13 protein-coding genes are annotated in these 13056 nt (G+C 64.6%); 8 read left to right on the forward strand and 5 right to left on the reverse strand.

The annotated features are described in order from the left end of the window. Positions 1-91 precede the first annotated feature (91 nt). From QFZ91_RS02335 to QFZ91_RS02360, 6 genes are all read left to right on the forward strand, one after another. The gene (locus QFZ91_RS02335) at positions 92-1147 is read left to right on the forward strand and encodes an ATP-NAD kinase family protein (protein ID WP_429566101.1); all 1056 of its coding nucleotides are present in this window, start codon (positions 92-94) and stop codon (positions 1145-1147) included. An 82-nt stretch (positions 1148-1229) separates the two neighbouring features. Then, on the forward strand, positions 1230-2213 hold the full coding sequence (locus QFZ91_RS02340; protein WP_176111856.1) for a thiamine pyrophosphate-dependent dehydrogenase E1 component subunit alpha: 984 nt from the start codon (positions 1230-1232) through the stop codon (positions 2211-2213). A gap of 86 nt (positions 2214-2299) precedes the next feature. Further along, the gene (locus QFZ91_RS02345; protein ID WP_429566102.1) at positions 2300-3304 is read left to right on the forward strand and encodes an alpha-ketoacid dehydrogenase subunit beta; all 1005 of its coding nucleotides are present in this window, start codon (positions 2300-2302) and stop codon (positions 3302-3304) included. A gap of 3 nt (positions 3305-3307) precedes the next feature. Beyond that, on the forward strand, positions 3308-4417 hold the full coding sequence (locus QFZ91_RS02350; protein WP_429566103.1) for an acetoin dehydrogenase dihydrolipoyllysine-residue acetyltransferase subunit: 1110 nt from the start codon (positions 3308-3310) through the stop codon (positions 4415-4417). Positions 4418-4422: 5 nt separating this feature from the next. Then, complete coding sequence (gene lipA / locus QFZ91_RS02355) at positions 4423-5403, forward strand: lipoyl synthase (protein ID WP_429566104.1); 981 nt, start codon at positions 4423-4425, stop codon at positions 5401-5403. 149 nt (positions 5404-5552) lie between these two features. After that, positions 5553-6959, forward strand: a complete 1407-nt coding sequence (locus tag QFZ91_RS02360; RefSeq protein ID WP_429566105.1) for a DNA-binding protein — start codon at positions 5553-5555, stop codon at positions 6957-6959. Between the two features lie 153 nt (positions 6960-7112). Here QFZ91_RS02360 and QFZ91_RS02365 read toward each other — a convergent pair whose 3' ends face one another. From QFZ91_RS02365 to QFZ91_RS02385, 5 genes are all read right to left on the reverse strand, one after another. Beyond that, positions 7113-8582, reverse strand: coding sequence for an aldehyde dehydrogenase (locus QFZ91_RS02365; RefSeq protein ID WP_429501425.1), 1470 nt, complete (start codon positions 8580-8582; stop codon positions 7113-7115). Positions 8583-8594: 12 nt separating this feature from the next. After that, positions 8595-9632, reverse strand: a complete 1038-nt coding sequence (locus tag QFZ91_RS02370; RefSeq protein ID WP_429566106.1) for an LLM class flavin-dependent oxidoreductase — start codon at positions 9630-9632, stop codon at positions 8595-8597. Between the two features lie 11 nt (positions 9633-9643). After that, entirely contained in the window at positions 9644-10615 is a 972-nt protein-coding gene (locus QFZ91_RS02375) for a flavin reductase (protein WP_429566107.1), read from the reverse strand. Positions 10616-10705: 90 nt separating this feature from the next. After that, positions 10706-10930, reverse strand: coding sequence for an alpha/beta fold hydrolase (locus QFZ91_RS02380; RefSeq protein ID WP_429566108.1), 225 nt, complete (start codon positions 10928-10930; stop codon positions 10706-10708). Continuing rightward, on the reverse strand, positions 10899-11501 hold the full coding sequence (locus QFZ91_RS02385; protein ID WP_176125497.1) for an amino acid synthesis family protein: 603 nt from the start codon (positions 11499-11501) through the stop codon (positions 10899-10901). The genes QFZ91_RS02380 and QFZ91_RS02385 overlap by 32 nt, the downstream gene beginning before the upstream one ends. A 230-nt stretch (positions 11502-11731) precedes the next feature. Here QFZ91_RS02385 and QFZ91_RS02390 point away from each other — a divergent pair, with 230 nt between their 5' ends. Together QFZ91_RS02390 and QFZ91_RS02395 are read left to right on the forward strand one after the other, a co-directional pair. Further along, positions 11732-12022, forward strand: a complete 291-nt coding sequence (locus tag QFZ91_RS02390; protein WP_429566109.1) for a DUF1330 domain-containing protein — start codon at positions 11732-11734, stop codon at positions 12020-12022. A 102-nt stretch (positions 12023-12124) separates the two neighbouring features. Beyond that, the gene (locus QFZ91_RS02395) at positions 12125-12811 is read left to right on the forward strand and encodes a GntR family transcriptional regulator (protein WP_429566110.1); all 687 of its coding nucleotides are present in this window, start codon (positions 12125-12127) and stop codon (positions 12809-12811) included. Positions 12812-13056 lie beyond the last annotated feature (245 nt).

Consider the following 13056-nt stretch of genomic DNA (forward strand, 5'->3'; position numbering starts at 1 on the left):
GCAGTATTGCTGGCAGACGAAAGCAAACGCGACAGCAAGCGCGCTTCACCCCAGCAAGTCCGCTTCGCAACTCGCGCACGGAGACAAGCCAGTGTTATCGCCCATCACCGTCGGCGTGATCGCGAACCCGGCATCGGGCCGTGATATTCGACGCCTCACCACACACGCCTCGGTGTTTCCGACCGCCGAGAAAGCGAACATGGTCGTGCGCCTTCTCGCGGGCCTCGGCATGTTCGGCGTCGCTCGCGTGCTGACCTTGCGCGACCGCACCGGGGTCGCCGCCCTGGTGCTGCGTGCGCTCGAAACCCATGCAGCCGTGGCCGAGCCGCAGCCCTGGCCGAAGGTCGAATTCCTCGAACTGCCGATCACGGACAGCGCGGCGGACACTCACGCGGGTGTCGCGCGAATGGTCGGCTTGGGTGTCGACTTGATCGCGGTGCTCGGCGGCGACGGCACGCATCGCGCGGTGGCCGCGCATTGCGGCGACGTGCCGCTGCTGACGCTGTCGACGGGCACCAACAACGCGTTTCCAGAACTGCGCGAAGCGACGGTGGCGGGCCTCGCGGGCGCGCTCGCCGCTTCCGGGCTCGTGCCGCCCGAGGTCGCGCTGACGCGCAACAAGCGTTTGGTGGTCCGCTGCGTCGCGGGCCCGAACAAGGGGCGCGAGGAAATCGCGCTGGTCGATGTGTGCGTGAGCCGGCAGCGGTTCGTCGGCGCGCGGGCGGTCTGCGAGCCGGCGGATCTCGAAGCGCTGTTTCTGACGTTCGCGGCGCCGGATGGCATCGGCCTGTCGTCGATCGGCGGCGCGTGGGCGCCGGTCGAGCGCGGCGCGCCCTACGGGCTGCATCTGACGTTCGCGCGTGCGGGCGAATCCGGCGTGCCGATCTTCGCGCCGCTCGCGCCGGGCCGTGTCGATCAGGTGACGATGCGCACCTGCGAGCGTTTCGAAGCGGGTTGCTGGACGCCGCTGCATACCGGACAAGGGACGCTTGCCTTCGACGGCGAGCGTGAGATCGAGCTCGAACGCGACGACCGCTACGAGATCGCGCTCGACTGGGCGGGACCGCTCACGGTCGATGTCGGCCGCACGCTGCGCTTTTGCGCGTCGCGGCAGTTGATGCGCGAAGCGGCAACGCGTCGGAGGTAATCAATTCAGGAGGAAGCCAACGCTAAAAACAAAGCCGGCTGAAGTAGCAGTGACCATCGAGATCATTCCCAGGAGACACACCATGTCTGTTTCGACGCAGTTGAGCAAGGAAAAGCTGCTGGAGGCGTACCGGATGATGCGCACGATCCGCGAGTTCGAGGAGCGTCTGCACGTCGAATTCGCGACCGGCGAGATACCCGGCTTCGTGCATCTGTATGCCGGCGAGGAGGCGTCGGCGGTCGGCACGATGATGCATCTGAACGATGCGGACTATGTCGCGACCACGCACCGTGGTCATGGCCACTGCATCGCGAAGGGTGTGGACGTGCGCGGCATGATGGCCGAAATCTACGGCCGCAGCACCGGCGTGTGCCGCGGCAAAGGCGGCTCGATGCATATCGCCGATCTGTCGAAAGGGATGCTCGGCGCCAATGGGATCGTCGGTGCGGGCGGCCCGCTCGTGTGCGGCGCCGCACTCGCCGCGAAGCTAAAGAAGACCGGCGGCGTCGGCGTGTGCTTCTTCGGCGACGGGGCGTCGAACCAGGGCGTGATCTTCGAATCGATGAATCTCGCTTCCGTCTGGCGCCTGCCGGCGATTTTCGTTGCGGAGAACAACGGCTATGCGGAGGCGACCTCGTCGACATGGTCGGTCGCGGCCGACAACATCGCCGACCGCGCGAGCGGCTTTGGCATGCCCGGCGTGATCGTCGACGGCTTCGATTTCTTCGCGGTGCACGAGGCGCTGGGCGCCGCGATCGAGCGGGCGCGCGGCGGCGGTGGCCCGACGCTCGTCGAAATGAAGTTGTCGCGCTATTTCGGGCACTTCGAAGGCGATGCGCAAACGTATCGCGCACCCGGCGAAGTGCAGAAGCTGCGCGACGAAAAAGACTGCCTGAAGCGCTTCGAGGAGCGCGTGGTGCGGGCCGAAATGCTCAGCGCCGACGAACTGCGCGGCATCGATGCGACGGTGAAGCAGTTGATCGACGGCGCGGTGACGGAAGCGAAGGCCGCGCCTCTGCCGACGGCTGCCGACCTGCTGACCGACGTCTACGTGTCCTATCCGTAATCCACAGCGCGAATCAATCAACCTTCAGCTTTGCATGGGATCGCAGTAAGCGCTAAAGCGCTAACTCCGATCGACAGGAGACAGTCATGGCACGGAAGATCACGTTTTCTCAGGCGATCAACGAAGCGCTGAGCCAGGAGATGGCACGCGATGAAACCGTCATCGTGATGGGCGAGGACAACGCGGGCGGCGCCGGGTCCCCAGGCGAGCAGGATGCGTGGGGCGGTGTGCTCGGTGTGACGAAAGGGCTTTTTCACAAATATCCGGGGCGGGTGCTCGACACGCCGCTATCGGAAGGCGGCTTCATTGGCGCGGCGGTCGGCGCGGCCGCATGCGGTCTGCGTCCGGTGGCCGAGCTGATGTTCATCGATTTCATGGGCGTGTGCTTCGACCAGATCTTCAATCAGGCCGCCAAGTTTCGCTATATGTTCGGCGGCAAGGCAGTGACGCCGGTCGTGATTCGCACGATGCAGGGCGCTGGCCTGCGCGCGGCCGCGCAGCACTCGCAGATGCTGACGTCGTTGTTCACCCACATACCCGGCCTGAAAGTGGTGTGCCCGTCGACGCCGTACGACGCGAAGGGTCTGCTGATCCAGGCGATCCGCGACAACGATCCGGTCATCTTCTGCGAGCACAAGCTGCTGTATGGCCGCGAGGGCGACGTGCCGGAAGAGTCGTATGCGATTCCGTTCGGCGAAGCGAACGTGGTGCGCGAAGGCGACGATGCGACGATCGTCACGTATGGCCGGATGGTTCATCACGCGGCCGATGCCGCCGAAACGCTCGCGAAAGAGGGCATCCAGGCCGAGGTGATCGATTTGCGCACGACCTCGCCGCTCGACGAGGAAACGATATTGGAAAGCGCCGAGCGCACCGGACGCGTCGTCGTGGTCGACGAGTCGAATCCGCGCTGCTCGATTGCGACCGATATCGCCGCGCTGGTCGCGCAGCGCGCGTTCCATTCGCTGAAGGCGCCGATCGAACTCGTGACCGCGCCGCATACGCCCGCGCCTTTCGCAGGCGTGCTCGAAGACATGTATATCCCGTCGGCGGAGAACATCGCCGCGGCCGTGCGGAAAGTAAGGAGCTGAGCAATGCCGATTCACATGATCACGATGCCCAAGTGGGGGCTGTCGATGGAGCAGGGGCAGGTCAACGGCTGGCTGAAGGAGGTCGGCGAAAAAGTCGCGAAGGGCGACGAGATACTCGACGTCGAGACCGACAAGATATCGTCGGGCGTCGAGTGCGCTGTCGACGGCACGTTGCGCCGGCAGATCGCGCAGCAGGGCGACACGCTGCCGATCGGCGCGCTGCTCGGCGTCGTCGCGGACGCCGAGACGTCCGATGCCGACATCGATGCAGCCGTCGAGGCGTTCCAGCGCGACTTCGTGCCGGCCACCGCGGATGCCGCCGACGCGGGGCCGCAGCCGGAAAAAGCGCAGATCGGCGGGCGCACCGTGCGTTACCTGAAGATCGGCGACGGCGGCACGCCCGCTGTGCTGATCCACGGCTTCGGCGGCGATCTGAACAACTGGCTCTTCAACCATGCGGATCTCGCCGCGCACCGCGCCGTGTGGGCGCTCGATTTGCCAGGGCACGGCGAGTCGGCCAAGGCGGTCGACACGGGCAGCCTCGACGAACTGGCGGACAGCGTGATCGCGTTTCTCGATGACCGGGGCATCGAGCGCGCGCATCTGGTCGGCCATTCGATGGGCAGCGCCGTGTCGATGACGGTCGCCGCGAAGGCGCCCGAACGCGTCGCGTCGCTGGCCTTGATCGCGGGCGCGGGGCTCGGCGACGAGATCAACCGCGAGTACATCGAAGGCTTCGTCGCGGGCAGCAGCCGCAACACGCTGAAGCCGCATCTGGTGAAGCTGTTCGCCGACGGGTCGCTGGTCACGCGGCAACTGGTCGAAGACATCGTCAAGTACAAGCGGCTCGAAGGCGTGAACGACGCGTTGCGCAAGATTGCCGCGTCCGCGTTCGAAGGCGGGGTGCAAAGCCGCGTCTATCGCGACCGGCTCGACACGCTCGCGCCGCGCACGCTAGTGATCTGGGGCGCGCTGGACCAGATCATTCCGGCCGCGCACGCACAGGGGCTGCCCGCTCAGGTGCGCGTGCACGTAATCGACGGCAAGGGGCACATGGTGCAGATGGAGGCTGCATCGGACGTGAACCGCCTGCTCAACGAGTTCTTCGGATAACCGCGATGGACGCCGCTTCTCATTCCGACAGCGTCACGGCGCTTGGCCAGCATGGCAAGCGCAATCGCGACAAGCTCGCCCGCATTCCGGTGAAGATCGTGCCGGCGGACCATGCGGCCGTCTTGCCGAAGCCGCCCTGGCTGCATGCTCGGCCGATGATGAGCGAAACCGTCGCGGGCATGGCGGCGGTTCTGCGCGAGCACAAGTTGCATTCGGTCTGCGAGGAGGCGATGTGTCCGAACATCGGCGAGTGCTTCGCGCAGCGCACCGCGACATTCATGATCATGGGAGGGATCTGCACGCGGCGCTGCGCGTTCTGCGACGTCGCGCATGGCCGGCCGCAAGCGCTCGACGAGGACGAGCCCGCGCGGCTCGCCGACGCCGTCGCGGCGCTCGGGCTGCGCTACGTGGTGATTACATCGGTGGACCGCGACGATCTGCGCGACGGCGGCGCCGCGCACTTCGCGCGCTGTATCGCGCTGGTGCGCGAGCGCGTGCCGGGCATTCGCGTCGAAATCCTGACGCCGGATTTTCGCGGGGGAATCGAGCGCGCGCTCGATGCGCTGTCCGGCGCGTGGCCCGACGTCTTCAACCACAACATCGAGACGGTGCCGTCGCTGTATCGGGCGGCGCGGGCAGGCGCGGACTATCGCGGCTCGCTCGAACTGCTGTCGCGAGCGAAAAGCCAGAACGCGGCGGCGTTGACCAAATCCGGCCTGATGGTCGGCCTCGGCGAGACCGACAGCGAACTGCTCGCCACGATGCGCGATCTGCGCGCGCACGACGTCGACGTGCTGACGGTCGGTCAGTATCTCGCGCCGTCGCGGTATCACATGCCGGTGCGGCGATATGTGCCGCCTGCGACTTTCGACATGCTGCGCGATGAAGGCTTGAAGATGGGGTTCGTCGAAGTAGTGGCGGGGCCGCTCGTGCGGTCGTCGTATCACGCGGATCGGACGCCGCAGGGCCACGCCCCAATCCCATGAATACCTCCCCGTAACCTCGGCTTTTCGACCGATTGGCCGCCAGCCAGGTAGCCGACAATTGGTGGCTATACGAGGCGAGTCCCAGCGCGCGGCTGCCTCCCGGACGACGAAACGGTATTCGTCACCACGTGCACTTTGTCGAGGCAGACATGTCAAGCAACATTACGATCACGGACGAACTCGTAGCTGAAATCGCGAACCGGATGGCCGACGAGGGCCAGAAGGTGTCTCCCGTCGCCATCTGGTCCGAAGTCCATAGCGGTTCGGTGGTCGCAGTGTCCGCGGCATTGCGCAAGTGGCGCGAAACGCGCGCCGCGCGGGTGCCGCAGGTCGTCGAACGTCCTGCTTTGCCGGAAACCGTGACGGACACCATGCGCGAAGCGCTCGACCGGCTGTGGACGTCGGCGCAGGACGAAGCGGAACGCTCAGTGGCGCGACGCCTCGCCGCGATGCGCCAGCGTGTCGAAGACGCCAGCAACGAGCGCGACGAAGCGCTCGCCGAACTGCAAACCACCGTCCAGGAACTCGATGCGCTGCAGGTCCAGCTGGACAAGATGACCAGCGCCTACGACGAGAAGGTCGATGCCGTGGCCGGGCTGGAAGAGGACATCGCGCTCGCGGTGCAACGCACCGACGCGGCTGAGAAGCGCGCGCAGGAGCTTGCCGAGCGCGTTTCGCACCTCGAAGCGGAACTGGAGCGCGCGGAACAGGCCGCGCAGCGTGGAGCGATTGCGGGCGACGAGAGCGAGGCCGCGGGCGAGGGCGAGGCGGCGAGCGAGTCGGCTGAGTCGCTAGTCGAAACGCCGGCCGGCGAAGCAGAGCGCGCGGCGCTGGAAGCAGAGCATGCCGAAGCGGTCGCTCGTCTTCAGAGCGAGCTCGAAGCGATTCGCGCGCAACTGCAGGCCGAGCAGGAAGCGCATGCGGCCCGACGCGAAGAGGTCGAGGGCGCGCAGGCTGAACGGGATGCCGCCGCGCTCGAATTGCAGAATGCCCAGACGCAAATCGCCAGCCTGAGCGACGAGCGCGATGCGGACGCTTCCGAAATCGCGAGGTTGTCGGCCAGCTTGTCCGAAGCGCAGGAGCGTGCCGACGCGGAGCAGCAGCGCGTGGCCGAACTGGCCGAAAGCGCGGCGGCTGCGAGCGAGAAGGCCGAGGACGCGGAATCGGCGTCGCCGGCGGGTGTCGACTCGCAGGAACTCGAGGCATTGAAGGCGCAGATGTCGCGCGACGCGCAAGCGCATGCCGCAGCGATTGCCGAGGCGCGGGAGACCGTCAGGAAATGGTCCGACTACTCGAACGCACTGAAGCAGCAGCTGACTCAGGCGAATGAAAAAATGATGGTCGTCCTTGCCCGCGGCGCAGGCGAAGCGACCTTGAGCCGCCGGCTTTCCGCTGAACTCGGTCGGGTCGAGCCGGAGCATGAATTGCTGCGCAAGGAGATCCAGCAGCAAGTGATCGTCGAAACGATCACCGCTCACCTCGAGAAACAAGGCTACCGCTACGACGAGCAGACGGGTGCGGTGTCGAAGCTGAACACCGAAAGCTCGCCTGCGTGACAATAGTCAGAACGCTGTTGTCGTTCGACGGATTTTTCATAGTGTCCATCTTTGTCGCACAGGCGTGCGCCATGCCACGTTCGATGGACGTGACATGGCATTGCCCTCTACGGCTTTGAAACGGTGCAGCGGGGAATGGACCGCGCGCCGGGCTCAGCGCATCACGAACGGATCGCTGATCGGCTCGTCCGAGGTGCGCAGCCATACCGACTTTGTCGTCGTGTATTCGAGCGCCGCGGCCATGCCGCCTTCGCGGCCGTGACCGGACAGGCCGAAGCCGCCGAATGGCACCAGCGGAGACACCGCGCGATAGGTGTTGATCCAGACGATCCCCGAACGCACGCGCTTCGACACGCGATGCGCGCGAGTCAGGCTGGTGGTGAAAATGCCCGCGGCGAGACCGTAGGCGGTGCTGTTCGCCTTGTCGATCGCTTCCTGCTCTGTGGTGAACGTATCCACCGAAAGCACCGGCCCGAACAGCTCCGTCGTAATGCTGTCGGCGTCGCTCACGCCGGTGCAGTCGAGAATCGTCGGCGCATAGTAGTAGCCGTCGCGCTCCAGCGTCTTGCCGCCGGCGAGCACCCTGGCGCCCTGGCGCACCGAGTTCGCGACGACCTTCTCGATGTTGCGCAGTTGCCTCTCGGTGCAAAGCGGGCCGTATTCGGTCGTCATCTCGTTGGGCGAACCCACGCGTATGCGCGACACGCGCTCCACCAGCAGGGCGAGAAACCGCTCTTTCACGGAGGCTTCGATCAGCAGCCGCGAGCCCGCCACGCAGCTTTGGCCGCTCGCCGCGAAGATGGCCGCGACCTGCGCGTTCACGGCGCTCTGGATATCGGTATCGGCGAACACGATGAAGGGCGACTTGCCGCCCAGTTCCAGCGACACCTTCGCGAGGTTGTTCGAGGTGTTCGACACGATGTGCCGCGCAGTTTCCGGGCCGCCCGTGAAGGCAACCTTGTCGACCTTCGGATGGCTGCTGAGCACGGCGCCGCATTCCGGCCCGAAGCCGGTAATCACGTTGACGACGCCTGGCGGGAAGCCGGCCTCGTGCACGAGCTTCGCGAATTCGAGCAGCGGTCCTGGGGCTTCCTCGGACGCCTTCAGCACGACCGTGCAACCGGCGGCGAGCGCCGGCCCGAGCTTGACGGCGGATAGGAACAACTGGCTATTCCACGGCACGATCGCGGCGACCACGCCGACCGGCTGCCGTTCGAGCCAAACCTGCATGTCCGGCTTGTCGACGGGAATGCTGCTCCCTTCGAGCTTGTCGGCGATGCCCGCGTAGTAGCGGTAGTACTCGGCGACGTAAGCGATCTGGCTGGACGTCTCGCGAATGATCTTGCCGGTGTCGTTCGTTTCGATTTCAGCGAGTCGCGGCGCAGCCTGTTCCACGAGCCCGGCCAGCTTGTAGAGCAGCTTGCCGCGCGCCGACGCGGTGAGGCCGGCCCACGCGGAATCGGTGAGCGCGCGGCTGGCCGCCTCGACCGCCCGGTTGACCTGCTCCGTGCGCGCTTCGGGCATTTGCGCCCACGCTTTGCCGGTGGCCGGGTTGACGCTCGCGAACGTGGCGGCGCCGGGTTCGAACTGTCCGTCGATATACAGCTGAAAATGCGAATCCATGGCGTCGGCCCCTTACCGGAATGCAGGCATCACGTCGTTGATCATGCGTTCGAGCGAAGCCTTCTTGCGCTCGAAGCTCATGCCCGTATCGATCCAGAACGAGTACTCGTCGAAGCCGAGCGCCTCGTATGCCCTCAGGCGCGCAATCACTTCGTCGGGCGTGCCGATCACGTTGTTCTTGCGCATCGCCGCGGGCGTGTAGAACGGATGAGCAGCGATCTCTTCCGGGCTCAGCGTCTTGATCATGCCGCGGCTCACCGGCCGCTCGTTCTTGAACCATGCACCGAAGTAGTTGTAGAAGGTGTTCACTTCGTCGGCCGCGATCTGCGCGTCGTTTTCGCTACTCGCCACATACGTGTGACGCAGCAGCATGATCTGCGGGCGCGGCAGGCTGCTGAACTTCTCGCACGCGGCGTTGAAGTGGCCAACCAGCTTCTCGACCTCTTCGTCGCCCAGATGCAGCGGCGTCACCTGCACGTTGCAACCGTTGGACACCGCGAACTCGTGGCTGTTCGGGTCGCGCGCGGCCACCCAGATCGGCGGGTGCGGGCGCTGCAGCGGCAGCGGCGAAGACGTCGTGGAAGGGAATTTCCAGAATTCGCCTTCGTGCGCGTAATCGCCTTCCCAGAGCTTTTTCACGGCCGGGATCAGTTCGCGCATGCGTTGACCCGCGCCCCACGCGTCGAGCCCCGGATGCAGGCGTTCGTATTCGAACGAATACGCGCCGCGCGCGATGCCCAGCTCCAGGCGGCCGTTCGAAATGATGTCGGTCATCGCGGCTTCGCCGGCGAGCTTGATCGGGTGCCAGAACGGCGCCACCACCGTGCCGGTGCCGAGCCTCACGTGCTTCGTCTTGTTGGCGAGGTCCGCGAGATTGATGAACGGATTCGGCGCGATCGTGAAGTCCATGCCGTGGTGCTCGCCGGTCCAGACGGCGTGCATGCCGCCGCGATCGGCAATCTGGCAAAGCTCGACCATTTCGTCATACAGCTGCTTCTGACTGGTCTGCCCGGAGACGCGCTCCATGTGAACGAAGAGGGAAAATCGCATGATGTGACCTTTCAGGAATGAAGCGGGCGGACTGTGCCGTTGCTATGGTCGCCGAAGTACAACCCGTAGCTCTTCAACTGGCTTTCCTTGCGGTAGCGGTGCAGCATGCTGGCCACGGCGCTGTCCTGCAACGCTTGCGTGTCGATGTCGTCGAGGCCGATGAATTTGCCCGAAGCGTCAGCCGAAGCGGCGAGTTCATCCGGCGCGCTGCACAGGAACGAGATGTACTGGTATTGGGTTTCGGTGTCGTTGTAGGCCGAATAGATGAAGCTTGCCGATGCGTCGGGCCGGTACTTCTCGAAGATCTCGGCGAGTGCCTTGTCGGCGCCTTCCTTGCCGATCTCTTTCGACGGGAGTCCCCATTTGTCGTCTGCTGTTTTGACGAGCAGCACTTTGTCGTCGCGCGCGATGATCGCGCTGACGATCACCTTCGGGCCCGCGATGACTTCGGCCGACCCCCTGGCCGGCGTGAAATAGCCGCCGCGGTAGTAGCCGAGGCCCGCGTAGCCGGACGAATGGAACGCCTCGACCTTGCCGACGATCAGCGCATGATCGCCCGCGTCGATCACCGCGTGCGTCGTGCAGTCGAACCATGCGCTGACGTCGTCGATCAGCGGGTTGCGGTGTTGGCTCAGATGCCAGGTCACGTTGGCGAAGCGATCGTCGCTGGGTCGCGCGAACGTGTTGGACAGATCTTTTTGGCCTTCGGCGAGGATGTTGATCGCGAAATGCCCGGTCGTGGAAAACGTCTGGTAGTTGCTCGACGTCTTCGCAATGCTCACCAGCAGCAACGCGGGGTCGAGCGAAACGGACGAAAACGAATTGGCGGTAAAGCCGAGCGGTTTGCCGTCGTCACTCGCGGTGGTCACGATCGTCACGCCGGTCATGAACGCGCCGAACGCGTCGCGCAGCTCGCGCGTGTTGAGTTTCGCCGCTTCCTGGCTAACTACCTGACTGACATGCTGGCTCGTCTGTTGGCTCATTTCACACTTCCAATTCGTGGTCTTGCGTGTGCGGCGCCGTCTGCAACCAGGCACGCAGCGCGCGATTGACTTCGCGAGGCGCGGTCAGATTCACCATGTGTGCAAGCCGGCGCCTGGCTCGAGCGGATCGCTTCGACCGTGGCCCGGCATATCGACCGAGATCACCCGCAACCCGGACGACAGCCCTTCGATCTGCGGATACCACGCGAGCGCCTGCATGCCGACGCCGTGGATCAGAACCAGCGGTTCGCCGCTGCCCTGCTCCAGATAGTGAGCCACGCGCTTATTTGACAGCTGCAGGGTTCTTGACGTCATTTCCGAGCTCTGCGAGGTCTTTGTAGCGATCGCCAATGCGGTGATGCGGACGGCCACCAGTCGCGGCGCCAATCGCGATCACGAGTTCATCCGCGGCCGGCGCGTCCGCAATCGCAAACTGCAGCGTCAGATAGTGCGAACGGCGGCCTTCGTCGTTCTTGTCCATCATCGGAATCAGCAGCGGCGCGTTGGCGGGTCCGCGCGTGTTGTTGAACGCCAGATACGACTTCGCACCGACGGCCGACCGATACGTGTTGCCGAAGTGCAGCGTGTGGATCAGCGCGGACGCATGCTCGATCTCGCCCGCAAGGCCGACGATCGCGCTCTTGCCGAACGCTTCGACCGCTTCGCCCGAACCGGCTTCGTCGATGATCAGCCTGGTCAGGTGCTCGCTCAATTGCGGCGCGAGCGCGCGAATCTCCGGCGACAGGTCTTCCACATAACCGCGGCCCGCCCAGGGGTTCTTGATCACGGCGGCCGCGCCGATCATTTTCAGCGGCTTCGCGGCGACCTTGTCGCCGTCGACGAACACGGTCTCGACATGGAGGATGGATTTGCGAATCAGGCTCATGGCAGCTTCCTGCGTGGGTTGGATGTGTGAGGCATTGTGGTATACCATGTTACGGCATGCCATGAGTGTTAACCCGGGGCGCCGTGGAAGCCGCGTCCGGTGGGGAAAGGGCGTTTTTTGCGAGGGATTTGCTGGCGAGCAGCGACGTTGAAAACGCGTAGCGGTTCGTCGGACCATCAAAGAAGCGGCAGCTATGGCGCAAATCATTCTGGATTTAAGAAGGAGGAGATATGGCTGCATATTGGATCGCCCACGTAACCGTGCTCGATGCGGTGAAATACAAGGGCTACACGGACCTCGCACCGCAGGCGTTCAACAAGTACGGCGCGGTGTTTCTCGCGCGCGGCGGCGCGTCGGAGGTGCTGGAAGGTGAATCGTTCGAGCGGCACGTCGTGATTCGCTTCAGGGACATGCAAACGGCGCTCGACTGCTATCACTCGCCCGAGTATCAGGCCGCCAAACAGAAGCGCGATGGACATTGCCGGGCACAGATCACGATCGTCGAGGGCCTGGGCGGCTGATTGTGTCCTCGTGTGCAAGCCTGAAAGTCAGATGGGTCATAATATGGCATTCCACGCCCGCGCCCTCGGTGCGGGCCCTCGTCCATCGTCCCACTGCCGCCTATGCACGACCTCAAAATCGACCGCAATGTCAAAACCTTGCGTGAACTCACGCTCGACAAACTGCGCGCCGCGATAGTCCAAGGGTATTTCCGGCCGGGCACCCGCCTCGTCGAACGCACGCTGTGCGACGAGCTTGGCGTGAGCCGCACCGTCGTGCGCGAGGTGCTGCGGCATCTGGAGACCGAAGGCCTGGTCGAGATCGTCGCGCGGCAAGGTCCGATCGTCGCGCGGCTCGACCCCGCGCAGGTCGGCGAGATCTACGAGTTGCGCGGGCTGCTCGAAGCGAACGCCGCGCGGGCCTGCGCCGAGCGCGCCACGCCTGAAGTCATCCGGCAACTGAGCGAGATCCGCGCAATCATCGAAGACGCATTCGAGAAACGCGATTTGCCGCGCGTGCTCGAATACACCGAGCGCTTCTACGAAACGCTGTTCGAAGCCGCCAACAAACAGGTGTCGCTGGCGGTCGTCACGTCGCTGAACGCGCGCATCAACCGCCTGCGCGCATTGACCATCGCGACGCCGGGCCGCGGCGGCGACTCGAACCGCGAAATGAACCTGCTGCTCGACGCGATCGAGCGGCGCGACGGTGACGCGGCGTCCGCAGCGTCGTTCGCGCATATCAAGCGGGTGTCGGAACTGGCTTTGACGGTTCTTGCGGAGCAGAACGAAGCGACCGGCGACGCCTAAGTCCATCCGTAGTCGCCCCTATCAAGGCCGCCGGCATCTGCCGGCGGCCTTTTCTTATGTCTGTTTGATCAAGCAAACACGCGCTTAGCCCAAACCGTGCCAGCATAATTTATCGCAATATCATGGTATTCCATAATACGCTACGCATTGTTGTAGGCCATAAGATGGCATACCATAATCTCATCGATATTGATCTTTGGCTCGAAGCGTGAAAGGAGAACCCCATGACGTGCGAAGTGGAGCGT

The organism is Paraburkholderia sp. JPY419, from assembly GCF_050435705.1.
GTDB classification, from domain to species: domain Bacteria; phylum Pseudomonadota; class Gammaproteobacteria; order Burkholderiales; family Burkholderiaceae; genus Paraburkholderia; species Paraburkholderia youngii.